The 16,265-nt window shown below is 63.0% G+C and carries 16 protein-coding genes; 11 read left to right on the top strand and 5 right to left on the bottom strand.

The features are described 5' to 3' along the window. Nucleotides 1-6 precede the first annotated feature (6 nt). From GR183_RS11505 to hemA, 3 genes are all read left to right on the top strand, one after another. Complete coding sequence (locus GR183_RS11505) at nt 7-1,926, top strand: CHASE2 domain-containing protein (RefSeq protein ID WP_160775702.1); 1,920 nt, start codon at nt 7-9, stop codon at nt 1,924-1,926. A gap of 124 nt (nt 1,927-2,050) precedes the next feature. Beyond that, the gene (locus tag GR183_RS11510; RefSeq protein ID WP_160775703.1) at nt 2,051-2,983 is read left to right on the top strand and encodes a homocysteine S-methyltransferase family protein; all 933 of its coding nucleotides are present in this window, start codon (nt 2,051-2,053) and stop codon (nt 2,981-2,983) included. Between the two features lie 150 nt (nt 2,984-3,133). After that, entirely contained in the window at nt 3,134-4,354 is a 1,221-nt protein-coding gene (gene hemA / locus GR183_RS11515) for a 5-aminolevulinate synthase (RefSeq protein WP_160775704.1), read from the top strand. 40 nt (nt 4,355-4,394) lie between these two features. Here hemA and GR183_RS11520 read toward each other — a convergent pair whose 3' ends face one another. Both GR183_RS11520 and GR183_RS11525 read right to left on the bottom strand, forming a co-directional pair. Further along, entirely contained in the window at nt 4,395-4,991 is a 597-nt protein-coding gene (locus GR183_RS11520) for a DUF4202 domain-containing protein (protein WP_160775705.1), read from the bottom strand. Between the two features lie 46 nt (nt 4,992-5,037). Next, entirely contained in the window at nt 5,038-5,715 is a 678-nt protein-coding gene (locus GR183_RS11525) for an NnrU family protein (protein WP_160775706.1), read from the bottom strand. 299 nt (nt 5,716-6,014) lie between these two features. On the opposite strand from GR183_RS11525, the gene GR183_RS11530 reads away from it, so the two are divergent. Beyond that, nucleotides 6,015-6,536 (top strand): TlpA disulfide reductase family protein, encoded by a 522-nt coding sequence (locus tag GR183_RS11530; RefSeq protein ID WP_160775707.1) that lies wholly within the window; start codon nt 6,015-6,017, stop codon nt 6,534-6,536. A 50-nt stretch (nt 6,537-6,586) separates the two neighbouring features. Here GR183_RS11530 and GR183_RS11535 read toward each other — a convergent pair whose 3' ends face one another. From GR183_RS11535 to doeA, 3 genes are read right to left on the bottom strand one after another with little or no spacing between them, the layout of a single operon-like run. Next, nucleotides 6,587-7,243: a GntR family transcriptional regulator gene (locus tag GR183_RS11535; RefSeq protein WP_312846817.1), complete on the bottom strand. Its 657-nt coding sequence runs from the start codon at nt 7,241-7,243 to the stop codon at nt 6,587-6,589. 36 nt (nt 7,244-7,279) lie between these two features. Next, nucleotides 7,280-8,440 (bottom strand): acetylornithine deacetylase, encoded by a 1,161-nt coding sequence (gene argE, locus GR183_RS11540; protein WP_202395999.1) that lies wholly within the window; start codon nt 8,438-8,440, stop codon nt 7,280-7,282. Between the two features lie 7 nt (nt 8,441-8,447). Then, nucleotides 8,448-9,632: an ectoine hydrolase DoeA gene (doeA, locus tag GR183_RS11545; RefSeq protein WP_160775709.1), complete on the bottom strand. Its 1,185-nt coding sequence runs from the start codon at nt 9,630-9,632 to the stop codon at nt 8,448-8,450. A 284-nt stretch (nt 9,633-9,916) separates the two neighbouring features. Between doeA and ehuB the strand changes: the two genes are divergently transcribed. The 7 genes from ehuB to GR183_RS11580 all read left to right on the top strand — a co-directional run bounded on the left by ehuB (nt 9,917) and on the right by GR183_RS11580 (nt 16,262). Beyond that, nucleotides 9,917-10,765, top strand: a complete 849-nt coding sequence (gene ehuB / locus GR183_RS11550) for an ectoine/hydroxyectoine ABC transporter substrate-binding protein EhuB (RefSeq protein ID WP_160775710.1) — start codon at nt 9,917-9,919, stop codon at nt 10,763-10,765. A gap of 92 nt (nt 10,766-10,857) precedes the next feature. Next, nucleotides 10,858-11,523 carry an ectoine/hydroxyectoine ABC transporter permease subunit EhuC gene (gene ehuC, locus GR183_RS11555; protein WP_160775711.1) on the top strand — a complete coding sequence of 222 codons (666 nt, stop codon included), beginning with the start codon at nt 10,858-10,860 and terminating at the stop codon, nt 11,521-11,523. Between the two features lie 3 nt (nt 11,524-11,526). Then, nucleotides 11,527-12,195 carry an ectoine/hydroxyectoine ABC transporter permease subunit EhuD gene (ehuD, locus tag GR183_RS11560; protein WP_160775712.1) on the top strand — a complete coding sequence of 223 codons (669 nt, stop codon included), beginning with the start codon at nt 11,527-11,529 and terminating at the stop codon, nt 12,193-12,195. Then, complete coding sequence (gene ehuA, locus GR183_RS11565) at nt 12,195-13,016, top strand: ectoine/hydroxyectoine ABC transporter ATP-binding protein EhuA (protein WP_160775713.1); 822 nt, start codon at nt 12,195-12,197, stop codon at nt 13,014-13,016. The genes ehuD and ehuA overlap by 1 nt, the downstream gene beginning before the upstream one ends. Beyond that, a complete protein-coding gene (eutB, locus tag GR183_RS11570; protein ID WP_160775714.1) occupies nt 13,016-14,020 on the top strand; it encodes a hydroxyectoine utilization dehydratase EutB in 1,005 nt (334 codons plus the stop codon). Before ehuA ends, eutB begins: the two co-directional genes overlap by 1 nt. Further along, a complete protein-coding gene (locus tag GR183_RS11575; RefSeq protein ID WP_160775715.1) occupies nt 14,010-15,002 on the top strand; it encodes a cyclodeaminase in 993 nt (330 codons plus the stop codon). The genes eutB and GR183_RS11575 overlap by 11 nt, the downstream gene beginning before the upstream one ends. A 45-nt stretch (nt 15,003-15,047) precedes the next feature. Next, nucleotides 15,048-16,262 carry a M24 family metallopeptidase gene (locus GR183_RS11580; RefSeq protein WP_160775716.1) on the top strand — a complete coding sequence of 405 codons (1,215 nt, stop codon included), beginning with the start codon at nt 15,048-15,050 and terminating at the stop codon, nt 16,260-16,262. Nucleotides 16,263-16,265 lie beyond the last annotated feature (3 nt).

The following is a 16,265-nucleotide window of genomic DNA, read 5'->3' on the forward strand; positions in this document are numbered from 1 at the left end:
GGCCGATTGACCCTGCTTTCGTTGGTACCGGTCCTGATCGCCGCTCTTTTGATCGCCTGGTGGTATCCGGGAGGCGCCGGCTCCGCCTTGAGCGGCGTGGAGGGCCGGCTTCTCGACCTGCGCTATCACATTCGCGGCCCCCTGCCGCCCGGCCAGGACGTCGTCATCGTGGCGATAGACGATGCGACGATCGATCGGCTCAACCGCTTTCCGATACCAAGAGAGGCCATCGCCCGCGCGGTCGATGCCGTATCGCGCGCGGGCGCTGGGGCAATTGCGGTCGATCTGCTTCTCCTTCAACCGGGCGAAGGGAGCGCAGCTCAGGGAGATGCCGCGCTGGCGTCTGCCCTTGAGCGGGCGGGGGCTGCGCTGCTCGCGATGACGGGCATGTGGGGCGAAGGCGGCGGCGGCAATCCGCTTGCGGATGTTGATGCGCCAGCGCGCCAGGCGCTTTCTCGAAGCGCGTTCGATGTCGTCGTGTCCGGCGGCGGGCAGGATATGGCGCTGCCGTCCCGCCTTCTGCTGCCTCTTGACGAATTCTTTGCGAACGCGCGCCTTGGCCACGTCAATATCGCGGGAGAAAGCGACGGTGCGCTGCGGCGTATGCCGCTTGCGCTTGACGTCGGTGACGATCTGGTTCTGCCGGCACTTCCCCTTGCCGCGGCGCGCGCCTATGCGGGTCTTGGGCGGGGGGAAATGCGCTACGAGAGGCCCGGCGAGGTCTTCTTCGGCGAAAGGCGCGTGGCGACGGATCGCTTCGGCGCGCTTGCGGTGAACTTTCGCGGCCCCGCCGGCACCGTTCCTGCTCACTCTCTTATCGACGTGATCGAGAACAAGGTTCCCGCGGAGGCCTTTGAAGGAAAGCTCGTCTTCATTGGCGCGACGGGGCTTGGTACCGGCGATACTTTCGCAACGCCGTTTTCCGAAGCTCTGCCGGGCGTGGAAGTGCTTGCAAGCGTCGCCGGCAATATCCTGACGGGCGCGGAGTTGAGGCGCGACGGGCTTGCGCGCGCGCTTGACCTTTTTTTCGCTGTCTTGGGCGCGGCACTCGCCTTTGTCGCCGCCAACAGGGCGAACCTTGCCGCCGCGTCCGTGGCGACCCTTGCCGTGTGGAGCGCGGCGGCGGCACTGATCCAGTTCGCTTTCACCCTTGGGAATATCTGGATAGACGCCACGACGGTGTTTCTCGCCCTTGCCGTTTCCACTTTCGGTACGTTTTTCGCCCGGATATTCCTGCAAAAGCGCATTTCGAACCGTCTCGTTTTCGAGCGCGACAACCTTGCCCGCTATCACTCGCCGTTTCTGGCGGAGTCCCTTGCCCGCGCCGAGAAGCCCAGTTTCGACGACAGGGCGCAGGCTGCGGCGGTCGTCTTCGTCGATGTTGCGGGTTTCACCAGCTTGAGCGAAGCGCTCGGTCCCGCGGGCACGGTCGGCTTCCTGCGCCGCATTCACAGGGTGTTCGAGGCTTGCGCGCTCGATTGCGGTGGCGTGATCGAACAGTTCATGGGCGATGGGGCGATGATCGTCTTCGGCCTGCCGGAACCCGGCCCCGCCGACAGCGTCGCGGCGCTCAAGTGCGCGCGCGAACTTCTCGACGGGCTGCAAGGTTTCAACGCGGCCGGAGAGGGGGAAGAACCGCTGCCTGTGCGCATCCGGGTCAGCGTTCACTTCGGCGATGTCGTTGCGGCCGTGCTTGGCGGCAGCACGCAGGGCCATGCCACCGTCGCCGGCGATACGGTGAATGTTTCAAGCCGCCTGCAGGAAATCGCCAAGGAACACACGGCCGCGCTTATCGTCTCCGATGCGGTGCGAAAGGCGGTGATCGAGGCCGGGCGGGATGATCTTCTCTCCGGCCTTCAACCCTTGCCGGGCCTTGCCGTGCGTGGTCGACAGGGGCTGATAGACGTCTGGGTGTCCGGCGCCTGACGTTTCCGGACGGTCCAGCCGACTGTGAAACACTTCACAGCGGTGCGATCCTCAAGTCTCTACATGGTCTCTTATGCACGCCGCGAAGAAAAGCGGCGAGAAAATTCGATCGGAGACGCCCAGGATGGCCGCGTACAGAAAAGAATTGCCGCAGCTCAGTGAAGTTTTTCTGAGTGACGGCGGAATAGAAACAAGCCTGATATTTCTCGACAAGATCGACCTGCCGTACTTCGCGGCCTTCGATCTCCTCAAGAACGAGGAGGGCCGCGAGGCGCTTCGCCGCTACTATCGCCGCTACATAGAGATTGCCGCAAAGCACGGCATCGGTTTCATACTGGAAAGCGCGACCTGGCGCGCCAGTCCCGACTGGGGCGCGAAGCTCGGTTACACGGGCGAGAGCCTTGCCAGGGCCAATCGTGACGCGATCGAGCTTCTGGTCGGGCTTGGCCGGGAGGCCCGCCACGACAAGCCGATGGTCGTCAGCGGCTGCGTCGGCCCGCGCGGCGACGGTTACGACCCCGGCGAGGCGATGACTGCCGATGAGGCGGAGGATTATCACTCCTTCCAGGTAGGCACATTCGCGAGGACCGAGGCCGACATGATCTCGGCGATCACCATGACGAACGTGCCGGAGGCCGTCGGTGTCACGCGCGCCGCCGCGAGGGCGGGCATGCCGGTTTCCATTTCCTTCACGGTGGAAACCGACGGCAAGTTGCCGACCGGCGAAACGCTGGAACAGGCGATTGGCGACGTCGATAAAGCCACGGACGGCGCGGCGGCGTATTTCATGATCAACTGTGCCCATCCGACCCATTTCGGCAGGGTCGTTGCCGAGGGTGGCGACTGGCTGAAGCGGATCGGCGGCCTGCGTGCGAACGCTTCGAAGCGCAGCCATGAAGAGCTTGACGCCGCGCCGGACCTTGACGACGGCAATCCGGTCGAGCTTGGCCGGCAATATCGCGATCTCAGGAAAGGCCTGCCGAACATGAATGTTCTGGGCGGCTGCTGCGGCACCGACCACCGCCATATCGAGGAGATCTGCTTTTCCTGCACTTGAACGGAGTTGGGGGGCATTCGGCACGCAAAAACGCCCGCATCGCATTGCGCGGGCGTTTTTGCTTGCTCTCATTTGACCATGGTCAAATCGCTCGCGTTTCCATGCGCTTATCTTGCGGTCCACGAACAGGTAATTCGCATGGGGAAGATCATGGATTACGAAGCCCGTTTCGAGCAGGCGGTCGCCTCGGTCAGGGACGAAGGCCGCTACCGCGTCTTTGCAAATCTGGAGCGGATCGCGGGCCGCTTCCCCCATGCGATCAACCACGGAGCGGGCAAGCGCGATGTGGTCGTCTGGTGTTCCAACGACTATCTGGGCCAGAGCCAGAACCCGCTTGTGGTGGAAGCCGGCGTCAAGGCGCTTCAGGTTATGGGGGCGGGCTCCGGCGGCACGCGAAACATTTCCGGCACGCACCGCCTGCACGGCGAGTTGGAAGCCGAACTTGCGGACCTTCACGGAAAGGAGGCCGCGCTCGTCTTCACATCGGGTTACGTCTCCAATTCCGCGACCCTTTCCACGCTCGGCAAGATCCTGCCGGATGCGCTGATCTTCACGGACGAGCTCAACCACGCCTCGATGATCGAGGGCATCCGATTTTCCAGATGCGAAAAGCGCATCTTCCGCCATAACGACCTGGAGCATCTGGAAACGCTCCTGAAATATGCCGAGCCCGAGCGGCCGAAGATCATCGCTTTCGAAAGCGTCTATTCAATGGACGGCGACATCGCGCCCATCGCCGCGATTTGCGATCTTGCCGACAAATACGGCGCGATGACCTATCTCGACGAGGTTCATGCCGTCGGCCTTTACGGCCTGCGCGGCGGCGGTATTTCGGAGCGTGACGGCGTTGCCGGTCGCTTGACGGTGATCGAGGGAACGCTCGCCAAGGCGTTCGGCTGCATGGGCGGCTATATCGCCGGTTCCTCGGCACTGGTCGACGCGATCCGCAGCCATGCGTCCGGCTTCATCTTCACATCCTCCCAACCGCCGGCGACGATGGCGGCGGCTCTCGCAAGCGTGCGCTACCTGAAGGCCCATCATGAGCTTCGCATCAAACATCAGGAGCGGGCGGCGGAACTGAAGAAGCGGCTTGCCCGCGCGGGCCTGCCGGTGATGGAAAGCGAAACGCACATCGTGCCGCTCCTCGTCGGCTGTCCGGTCAAGGCCAAGCAGGTGACGGACATGCTGATGGAAGAACACGGCATCTACGTTCAGCCGATCAACTTCCCCACCGTTCCTCGCGGAACCGAGCGCCTTCGCCTGACGCCGACCCCGTTCCACGACGATTGCCTGATGGACGACTTCATGAAGGCTATCGTGGATGTCTGGCGCAAGATCGGGCTCGACCGGGAATACCGCCAGGCGGCGTGAATATCGGCAGGGCAGTCGCGCCACATGGGCGCGTCATCCTTTATCGTGCGCCCGCCTGCGCTATGCCTTTTTCCACCAGAGGCGCAAGGTCTTGCGGAAGCGGCAGGGTGAGTGCCGTTTCCCGTGCCTTGTCCGACATCTTTGTCCAGGTGCGGGCGATGATGCCGACAATCTTTTCCGCTTCATGGTCCTTCGCGAAATCCGCGAAATAATGCTCCATGAAGACGAGGCAGGCGATATCTTCCAGCAGTTGCGCGTCCGGATCGCGCTTCAGACGTTCCTTGCGCACGATTGAACCGACGCGCTCCGCGTCTTCGTCCGTATAGCCCGAAGCGCGCATGATCTCGCCAACGCGCTCCGCATGGCGTCGTTTCTGCTCGTTGCGCCAGTTGTGATAGCCCTGCTTGCCCATCGGAAATTCGGATCTGGGCAGTTTGAAGCGCTCAAGGTGCTGGGCGCGTACGGCTATCTTCACCAGTTCGTTCGCTTCGGGCTCGAACCGGTCGAGCCATACGCTCATGCGTTCGCCGTAAACCAGTTCCGCTGGGCGCCCCGCGCCATCCACGTCGATACTGTGCGGATCTTGCGCGTTCGCCGCGTCGATCGCCGCAAACGTCCTCTCCAGCCTGTCGTTCATGCTCTTCCCTTCCGGATGAAACTCCCTGTCAGTCATGACGCGCCTGTCACGCTCCCGCAAGCGGGTCGGCTCCGAAAAGGAGAAGATGCAGGCCGCCGAGGAGGGCGGCGATAGCGGCAAGCCCTGCGACAATGCCTGCGATATCCCACATGCCGAAAAGCGAGAGGAAGGGCCGGGTACGACGCGCATTCGCAATCTTGCCAATCAGATGATCGCGCTTTTCCGTCCCCATGCGTCTTATGATACGGCGGTTGACGATGGCAGGTCCGATCGCGGCGAACAGCGTCATCGCGCCGAAGAGCGCCACGAGCACGACGTCGCCGTTGATCAGGAGATGGCCGATCCCCCAGAGCAGGAAGCCGGTCAGGACAGGATGGCGCAGATAGGCGGTGAGGCCCGGACGAGTCGGGTCGAAAGTCGCGGAATTCAGCGAAATCGAAAGCGGGTTCGGGCGAACGAGGCCGAAAGTGGCGCTCAGAATGCCGAGCGAGGCAAGAAGAAGGGCGGGATGCCAGGCCCATTGCGGCTGGCCCCAAAGCTCCACGTAAGGCGCGTTGAGAGCCGCCCATATCACCCAGGCCAGGAGCGCAAGCGAAAGCACGCTGTAGGTGGCAAGATATCCGCGCAGGCCCATTGCGCCGACAAGTGCGGAGCGTACCGGTTTGATCGCCGGGATGGAATGGGCTGCGAAGAATGCGATGATGGCGGCAATGAAGGATGTCATGAATTGGCCCCGGCGGGAGTTTTTGCGCTTGTCCTGAAATTTCTCGCAGCGGAGGTCACCGCGTTCGATGACGAACGTCAAGTGCCGCGTTCCCTCACGCACAAGCTCACGAACGTTCACGGGATTCTCATTCGTCTGAGGGGGCCGTTACGGGAGATTATCCGCGCCGAAAGAGTGGGGCGGGCCGCTTGCCTGTCCCGGCATCGAAGTGTATTCGCCATTCCCGCGCGCCTCGCGGTTCTTTCGCAGGCTGGCGCATGTGCGCGAATGAGGAACGGCTTGAACGGAGTAGCTTTGGCATGAGACAGCTTTTTGCCGCTGTGATTTTCCTATTCGGCGTCGCGAGCGCCCACGCCGTCGAGACGGTGAAAATTCCGCTCTTCGACGAACCCAAGGACGTTAAGCAATTCGTCTTTATGGATGGCGCAGGCAAGGAAAAAACCCTTGCGGATTACAAGGGCAAGGTTGTCGTCCTCAATGTCTGGGCGAGTTGGTGCAGCCCCTGCCGTCGCGAGATGCCGCTTCTGGACAATCTCCAGGCCAAGCTCGGCAGCGACAAGTTTCAGGTCCTGGCCCTTTCCGTGGATCGCGGCGGCAAGCCGAAGGTCGATGCCTTCTTTGAAGAATTCGGCATCAAGTCGCTGCCGGTCCTCACTGATCCTTCGAACAATGTCGCGAAGTCGTTCTTCATGTTCGGTCTTCCGGCAACCTTCTTCATCGATGCCGAAGGCCGCCAGATCGGCAGCTATATCGGTGAAGCCGAGTGGGACAGCCCCGAATTCATCGGGTTCTTCCAGAACATCATCGACAAGCAGGGCTGACGTTTCCCAAGGCGATTGGGCCGTTTGCCAAATGCGCCGGGTAGCGCTTGCTATCCGGCGTTTTGCTTGAGGCGGGTGAAACTCATGGAAATGTGCGAGCGGCGGATGTGGCCGACGGCGGAAAGATCGCCGATCTCGACGGCGGCGAGCACATCGGCCACTTCGCGGGTGAAGATGGCTATCTCGTCTGCGAGGTCGAGCCGTGAGATGGATTTCAGCCAGATACGGGTCGTCTGGTAGTAGAGCCGTTCGGAGATTTCGCGAAGCGGCTCGTTTTCCGTCAGCCGCAAGAGTGTATTGAAGACGTCCATGTTCAGTTCGGCGAATGCGCGCGGATCGGGCTGCGCTTGCAATTCCCGTCCGCGTGCCAGCAGTGAGCGGAATTCCGCGACAAGGTTCTCGTCCGGCTCGACGGGCGAGAGCTTGCCGAGAAGCTCGGCAAGCTCCATGCGCAATTGATAAACCTGAGTCAGCGCGCCGATCTCCACATCGGTGACGATCGTGCCCACCCCTTGCACGGATTGGACGAGCCCTTCGGCCTCGAGCTGTGCCAGAACGCGCCTCAGCGGCGTTCGGCTCACGCCGAATTCATCGGCCAGCGCCTCTTCGCCGAGCCGCGTTCCCGGCGCATAGTCGAGCAGGCAGATGCGCAGGCGCAGCGTATCGTGCAGGCGTTTGAATCGCGCCCGCGCCGAGCTTTGCTTCACTTCCTCCCTTGTCGTCCCGACCGCTTCCTCCATGGCTCAAGAAGTGAGCTTGCCTGAAAGTTTCTGCAGCATGTCGAGGCAGGCTTCCATCTGCTCGATGCTGACGTATTCGTCCGGCTTGTGCGCCTGGGCGATCGAGCCGGGCCCGCAGACCACGGCAGACATTCCGAGCGCCTGGAAGAGGCCGGCTTCCGTACCGAAGGCGACGACATCGGCACCATTCGCGCCGGTCAGTTCGGAAACGATCCGCCGCGCCTCGTTGTCGTCGGCAGGTTCCAGCCCTTCGACCTCGCCGATCACATGGGTGACGATATCGGCATCCGCCGATACGGCCCGCATGGCCGGCAGAAGAACGTCCTCGCAGTATTCGCGCAAGTGAGCCTTCACGAAATCCGCGTCACCGGTCACGACGGGTCGCATTTCCCAGTCCACACAGCAGTGGCTCGGAATGACGTTACGCGCCTGGCCGCCTTCCATCAGCCCGACCTGCAATGTCGACCATGGCGGGTCGAAGCGGCTTCCGGCGGGCGCGCGCTTCTTCAGCTCGTCCTGTAGCGCCATCATGCGCGAAATGTAGCGCACGGCATATTCCACCGCGTTGACGCCCCTGTCCGGTCCCGACGCGTGGCCCGCAAGCCCGGTGAACTGGGTAGTGTATTCGTAGCAGCCCTTGTGCCCCTCGATGATGCGCATGTCCGTCGGCTCGCCGATGATGGCGACGGAGGGCCGCATATCCATCGCCTTGAGTTCCTCCACCAGCTTGCGCGCGCCGAGGCAGCCGACCTCCTCGTCATAGGTGAAGGCGAAATGGACCGGGCGCTTCAGGTCGAGTTCGGCATAACGCGGCGCCATCGCGAGTGCGGCCGCGATGAAGCCCTTCATGTCGCAGGCGCCGCGCCCGTAAAGCTTTCCATCCGCCTCGGACATCGCGAATGGATCGCCCGTCCAGTCCTGGCCTTCCACCGGCACCACGTCGGAGTGGCCGGAAAGCACGATGCCCCCGTCTTCTTCCGGGCCGAGGGTGGCGAAGATGTTCGCCTTGTGGCCCGTCTCGTCGCGCGACATGGAAATGCGCGCACCGCAATGGGCGAGCCGGTCGGCGGCATAGGCGATGAGTTCCAGGTTGCTGTCCGCCGACACGGTCGGAAAGGCGATCAGGTCTCCCAGGATCGCCTTCGTCTCGTCGATCAGGGCCATGGCTCGCTCAGTCCTTGACGAAGAGCTGGCGCGGCCGGTCGCAAAGGCATTCGGCCGGGCCGTCGGGGGTGATGAGAATGCTCTCGGTTATCTCAAGCCCCCAATCCTCCATCCAAAGGCCCGGCATGAAGTGGAAGGTCATTCCAGGCTCCAGCACGGTCTCGTCCTCAAGACGAATGGAGATTGTCCGCTCGCCCCAGTCTGGCGGGTAGGACAGGCCGATCGGGTAGCCGGCGCGCGCTGCCCGGTCGATGCCGGCGCGCTCCAGCGGGATCGCCAGCGCACGGGCGATGTCGGAAGCCATATTGCCGGCGCGGGCGGCTTCCAGGCCCGCTTCAAGGCCTTCGATCAGCGCCTTTTCGGCATCCAGAATGTGTTGCGGCGGCTTGCCGAGGTAGATCGTGCGGCACAAAGGCGCGTGATAGCGCCGGTAGCAGCCCGCCAGTTCGAAGAATGTTCCAGCATCCTTCTGGAACGTGCGCCCGTCCCAGGTCAGGTGCGGGGCTGCCGCGTCCGAGCCGCTCGGCAGAAGCGGCACGATGGAAGGGTAGTCGCCCCATCCGTCGCCCACGCCACGTATCGCATCGGCATAGATCTCGGCGACGAGGTCGTTCTTCTTCATGCCGGGCTCGATACGCTCCAGCACGCCGTCGAACACCTTTTCGGAAATCCGCGCCGCCTGGCGCATGAAGACGAGTTCCTCGTCGGATTTCACCGCCCGCTGCCAGTTCACCATCGCCGTGGCGTCGACGAATATTGCGTCGGGCAGCTGCTCTTGAAGGGTTATGTAGGCCTTGGCCGAGAAGTAATAGTTCTCCAGTTCCAGCCCGATGCGGCTTGCCCCGTATCCCTTGTCGCGGATGTGGGCGGCCAGCATCTCCATCGGGTGGCAGATCGTCGACTGGACGTAATGATCGGGATACCAGGACACGCGTTCGTCCTGCATCCACACGGTGCGCACCGCGCCGTTGGCGTCCTGGCGCCGGCCCCACCAGATCGGCTCCTCGTCGTGGAACACGAGCACGCCCTGATGGACGTAGAACGACCAGCCGTCATAGCCGGTAAGCCACGCCATGTTGGCCGGGTCTTCTATGAAGAGCAGGTCGATTTCCTGTGCGGCCATGACCTCGCGAACCTTGGCGAGGCGGCGGTCGTACTCGGCTAGAGAGAACGGCAATTGCGACGCGGGCATTTATCCTCCTGACATGAAACGGGACGCGCCGTGACCGACTCATTCAAGTGCGGTCTTCGTGTCTGTTATTTCGATGGATGTGAGCGCGTTTGCCGGCTTTTGCCAAGCCTGGGCCGGAAAATTCGCCCTTCGGCCCTATTTGTATACATCTATGCGGCAGGCCAATAGCATAAAAGCGACGTTCTCAGGTCGCATGCGTTGACATATCGACATTTAACGCAATGCTGTACACAACCGCGCAAATGATGCGTGATTTTCATCACCATAAAAAAGGGGATAAGCACATGAGGCGTACGTTCTTGAAAGGCATTCTCGCCGCCGGCGTCGCAGCCGTCACGTTCACGGCCGTGTCGGTACAGGCCGGCCCGCTGATGGACCGGATCGAAAGCGGAGAAACCATTCGCCTGGGCTTTGCCAACGAGGTTCCCTGGGCCTACCCGGGTGAGAACAACAAGCCGCTTGGCTTCGTCAACGCCTATGCCATCGGCGTCCTGAAGCAGATGGGCTACGACAATATCGAGCCGGTCGTCACCGAATGGGGCGGACTGATTCCGGGCCTGAAGGCGATTCGCTTCGACGTCATCACCGGCGGCATGTACATCCTTGAAAGCCGCTGCGAGAACGTCGCGTTCTCCGAGCCGATGGGCCGGTTCGGCGATGCCTTCATCGTTGCCAAGGGCAACCCCAAGGGCATTGAGAACTACAAGGACATCAAGGACAAGGGCGCGCTCTTCGTCACGGGCGCGGGCTATAACACGGTCGAGGCCGCCAAGAAGGAAGGCGTGCCGGAGGCGAATATCCTCACCGTTCCCGGACCGACGGAAATCCTTGCCGCCGTCAAGGCGGGCCGCGCGGATGCCGGTGGCGTGACCTATTTCACGGCGCTCAATCTCGCCAAGGAATCGGCGGACGAGGTCGAAGTGACGGATCCCGCCGCGCTGCCCGACTGGACGCTGAACTGGGTCGGGATCGCCTTCCGCGACGCCGATCAGGATTTCCTGGACAAGTTCAACGCCGCCCAGAAGGAATATCTGGGGTCCGCCGACATGCTCGGCACGGTCGCCGAATACGGCTACACCGAATCGCAACTTCCCGGCGACGTGACGACGGAGTGGGTCTGCTCGAACCGCTGAGGCGGACGCTCCCGACCAATGCGCGGGCGGGCCGGCTTTCCGGTTCGCCCGCGATTTGATGCTTCCAACACAACCTGACGGAACACCTCGGCATGAGCTACTTCGAGTTCCTCGCCGAATACGGTCCCCGCTTCGTCGATGGCGCGGCCGTCACGGCCCTGCAGACGGTGCTGGCCGCTGTGCTCGCGATCGCGATCGCCGTGGCGATGGGGCTGATGCGGCTCTCCAGGAATGTGCCTGTCAGATGGTTCGCGACGGTCTATGTCGAGATCTTCCGCGGAACGTCCCTGCTGGTGCAGCTTTACTGGATATTTTTCGTGCTGCCGCTCTTCGGCATCACGATGGAAAAATTCACCGCCGGCTTCGTCGCGGTGGGCATGAACCTTGGCGCCTATGGCGCGGAGCTTGTGCGCGGCGCGATCCTTTCGGTGCCGAAGGGGCAGTGGGAAGCCGCGTTGGCGCTCAACATGTCGCCGGCAAAGCGCATGGTAAGGGTCATCTTCCCGCAGGCGTTCCTCGCCATGCTGCCGCCCTGGGGCAATCTCCTTATCGAGCTTTTGAAGGGAACGGCGCTCGTCTCGCTGATTTCCGTCGCCGACCTGATGTTCGAGGCCAAGCAGATCAACTCCACCACCTTCCTCTCCGCCCAGGCATTCGGTACCGCGCTCGTCATCTACTACGTGATGTCGCGCTTCCTCATCACGCCGTTCATGCGCTGGCTTGAGCGTGTCATGGCGCGCAAGATGGGGAGGGCGTGATCCATGTTCGACTGGCGATGGGACTTTACCTTCGAAATCCTGCCCCGGCTTTTGTGGGCCACCGTCAACACGCTTATGGCCGCCGGCATAGGCTACGCGATCGCCGTCGTTCTCGGCCTCGTGCTGGCCCTTGCGCAGCGTACGTCCTTCAAGCCGCTGACCTATGCCGTGCGCGAGCTTGTGGAGTTCATCCGCTCCACGCCGCTGGTGCTGCAGATCTTCTTCGTCTTCTACGTCGGGCCGCAGTTCGGCATCCGCCTCGCGCCCTGGACGGCGGGCATGATCGCCATCGGCCTGCATTACGCCTCCTATCTTTCGGAGGTGTATCGCGGCGGGCTTGAAAGCGTGCCCAAGGGCCAGTGGGAAGCCTCGCTCGCGCTCAACCTCAGCCCCGCGCGCACCTACTTCCGCATCATCATCCCGCAGGCGCTGCCGCCTTCGCTTGCCGGCATGGGCAATTATCTTGTCGGCATCTTCAAGGACACGCCGATGCTGTCGGTCATCGGCGTTGCCGAACTCATGCATACCGCCAATGCGATCGGCTCCGAAAGCTACCGCTTCCTCGAACCATATACGCTCGTTGGCGTAATCTTCCTTGCGATCTCCCTGCCGACCGCCGCCCTGATCAGGGTCTTCGAGGCCTGGGTGCGCAGACAACTCGGAATGAACTGATGTCCCAGGAAACCCTTTCCGATTTCCCGCTGGAGCTTGAGGGCGCGGACGCGCCCATGGTCCGCTTTCGCCAGGTCACCAAACGCTATGGCAACCTGACGGTGCTCGATTCGCTAGACCTCGACGTCGCCGAAGGCGAAATGGTCACGATCATCGGCCCCTCGGGGTCGGGCAAGACGACAGTGCTTCGCATGCTGATGACGCTCGAGACGATCAACGAAGGCGTCATCTATGTGGACGGAAAGCCGCTCACCCACATGCCGAGGAACGGCGGGCTTGTGCCTGCCGACAATCGGTACTTGCGGAAAATGCGCGCCAACATCGGCATGTGCTTCCAGCATTTCAATCTCTTCCCGCACATGACGGCGATCGAGAACTGCATGGAAGGCCCGGTGCACGTTCTGGGCCTGCCGAAAAGGGAGGCGCGCGAGCGCTCGGAGGAACTTCTGGAGATGGTCGGCATGGCCGACAAGCGCGACCAGCATCCCTCGCGCCTTTCGGGTGGCCAGCAGCAGCGCGTGGCGATCGCCCGCGCGCTTGCCATGCGGCCCAAGGTCATGCTCTTCGACGAAGTGACCTCGGCGCTCGATCCGGAAGTGATCGGCGAAGTGACGAACGTCATCAGGAAGCTTGTCGGCGAGCATAACCTGACGATGCTCATGGTCACGCACCAGATGGGTTTCGCGAAGGATATTTCCGACCGCGTGTGCTTCTTCTTCGGTGGCCGGATCGAGGAGCAGGGCAAGCCGGCCGATCTTTTCGGCAACCCGCAGAGGGAGCGCACGCAGCAGTTCCTGAGCGCGGTGAAGGAAGCCTCCTGATGCTCGATCTTGCCGATATTCTGGCAGCGCGGCGCACGATCTCCGGCACGGTGGCGCGTACCCCGCTCGTGCCCTCGCTTCACATGGGCTCGGTCGCCGGGCAGGACTTTCTGTTGAAGCTTGAGAATACGCAGCCGATAGGGGCTTTCAAGCTGCGCGGGGCGGTCAATGCCGTCTTCAACCTTGGCGATGGGGCCAGGGGCGTGACCTGCTGTTCCACCGGCAACCACGGGCGCGGCGTGGCTTACGCGGCGCGCGCGCGAGGCATTCCGGCGGTTATTTGCATGTCCTCGCTCGTGCCGCAAACGAAGGTCGACGGCATCAGGGCGCTGGGCGCGGATGTGCGGATCACCGGCAGGAGCCAGGACGATGCGCTTGCCGAAAGCCTCAGGCTTTGCGAAGCCGAAGGCCTTACCGAGATCTCGCCTTTCGACGATCCTTACGTGATCGCCGGGCAGGGCACCATCGGCCTTGAGCTTTTCGAGGATCGGCCGGATCTCGACACGATCCTTGTTCCCCTTTCCGGCGGCGGGCTTGCGGGCGGCGTCGCGCGCGCGGCGAAGGCCATCAAGCCGGATGTGAAGGTCATCGGCGTTTCGATGGACCGGGGCGCGGCCATGCACGCCTCGCTCCTCGCCGGTCATCCGGTGGAGGTGGAGGAGGTGGCAAGCCTCGCGGATTCGCTTGGCGGCGGCATCGGCCTTGAAAATCGCCTGTCCTTCGCCCTTTGCCGGGACTATCTCGACGATGTGGTGCTGGTCACGGAAGAAGAGATCTACCGCGCCATGCAGACGCTTTACTATGAGGACAGGATCGTCGCGGAAGGCGCCTGCGTCGTCGGCATCGCCGCCATGCAGTCCGGCAAGCTGCCGAAGCCCAAAGGGCCGGTCGCGACCATCATCACCGGCCGCAATGTCGATATGGAAGTCTTTACGCAGGTCGTCACGGGTCGGGACGTGACCTTGGGCGATCTGACCATCAAGGGACGGCGCTATGGCGCATGACATCAAGATCCTGACCGAAGCCGAACTTCGCGAGGCGGTAAAGCTCGACCTTGCGGCCATAGACGTCGTGGAGCGGGCGTTCGCCGCGCTCGCCACCGGCAAGGTGGTCATGCCGCCGATACTCTCCATGGAGATCGAGGAGGCGAACGGCGAGGTCGACGTCAAGACGGCCTATATTCCCGGGTTCGACGGGTTCGCGATCAAGGTCAGCCCCGGCTTCTTCGACAATCCGAAACTGGGTCTCCCCAGCCTCAACGGGTTGATGGTCCTGTTTTCGGCAAAGACCGGCCTCGTGGAGGCGCTCTTTCTCGACAATGGCTACCTGACGGATGTTCGCACGGCAGCTGCGGGCGCCGTCGCCGCGCGCCACATGGCGCCGGAAGTCGTGAAAACGGCAGGTGCCATCGGCACAGGCGTGCAGGCGAGATTGCAGATCGAGGCGGCGCACCTCGTCCGCCCCTTCTCGCGCGTTCTCGTCTGGGGCCGTGACATGGCGAAGGCGGAAGCCTGCGCTGCCGATATTTCGCGGAAGCTCGGAATCGAAGCGCGGGCAGAGGCCGATCCCGCCCGCCTTGTCGCCGAAAGCCAGCTTGTCGTGACGACGACACCCTCTCGCGAGCCCGTCTTCAAGGCGGATTGGCTGCATCCGGGCCTTCACGTAACGGCGATGGGCTCGGACCAGGGCGAGAAGAACGAGATCGAGCCGCGCGCCCTTGTCGAGGCGAGCGCCTATATCTGCGACCGGGTTTCGCAGTGCGAGGCGCTGGGCGAACTCAGGACGGCGATCGCGGCCGGGCTCTGGAGTGGCGACATGCCGGCCGAACTCGGCGCGGTCGTCACCGGTGCGGTTCCCGCGCGCCGCTCGGCGCAAGACATCACGATTTGCGACCTGACGGGCACCGGCGCTCAGGATACGGCGATCGCCACTCATGCGTTGGGCTGCGCGCTTGCGGCGGGCGCGGGCACGACCATACGCGCCTGAGGTCAGGGGTAAGATCCTGGGGTTTTCGGCTTTGAGGGCTGGAAGATGTACGCAAACCCGTTTTCAGATGAAGAGCTTGCCCGCAGGCATGCCGCCGTGCGCGCCGAAATCGAGGCGCGGGATCTCGATCTCATCATGCTCTCGACGCCGGAGAATATTTTCTATCTCACCGGCCTCGATCACTGGGGGTACTTCGCGCCTCATCTGCTGATCGTCCCGGCGGAAGGGCAAATGGTGCTCATCACCCGCGCCATGGAGCGGGTCACCATCGCCCATCAGGTGCGGAACGCTCTCTTCGAGGGCCATTCCGACAGCGAGACGGCGGCCGACATGGCCGTGCGCCATCTCCAGACGCGCCCGACCGCGCAGCGCCGCCAGCGTGAAACGCTGGAGCAGGCGGAAGACGTGATCGCCGGCCTGCCGGGCCGCACGCGGCGCATCGGCATGGAAACATGGTCCTCCGGTCATTCATATGGTTTCGGGCGTGCCTTGCGCGACAGCCTGGATGACGTGGAATGGGTTGACGTAACCGGCCTTGTCGATGAATTGCGGCTCGTGAAATCTCCCGAAGAGCAGGAGATGATGCGCCGCGCGGCGCTTGCTGGCGATGCCGGCACGCAGGCCGCGATTGCCGCCATTCACGACGGCGCATCGGAAATGGACGTGGCGGCGGAATGCCTTGCCGCGATGACGCGCGCGGGCGGTACGCCTCCCGGCTTCGGCCCGTTCATCCGCCCGGATGCGCGCATGGCCGAAGAGCATACGACCTGGGGTCAGGGCACGTATCGTTCCGGAGAGCGCGTGTTTCTCGAAATCGCGGGCTGCGTTGCCCGTTACAACGCCCCGCAGGGGCGTCTCGTCCACATCGGCGGAATACCTGACGAGGATGCCGAAATGGCGGAAATCGCAAAGTCGGCTTTCCAGGCGATACTTGACGGGCTTCGTCCGGGCGTAAGGGCGCGCGATGTTTACGATGCCTGGCAGCAGGTGGTCGATGATGCCGGCATGCCGCAGTACCGGCGTCACCACTGCGGGTATCTGGTCGGCATCGGCTTTCCGCCGTCGTGGACCGGGGGAAACCGCGTCACGGGGCTTCGTCACGACAGCGATCTCGTGATCCGGGAAGGCATGACGTTTCACGCCATGTCCTGGTTCACGGAGACGGGACGGGGAAATTTCTTCGTCTCCAACACCGTTCTCCTGGGGCCGAACGGCGCCGAAGTGCTGACAAAAACGCCGCCGGGGCCTACAGGTGTCTGAACG

Origin of the sequence: Stappia sediminis (genome assembly GCF_009826895.1) — a bacterium.
Lineage (GTDB): Bacteria > Pseudomonadota > Alphaproteobacteria > Rhizobiales > Stappiaceae > Hongsoonwoonella > Hongsoonwoonella sediminis.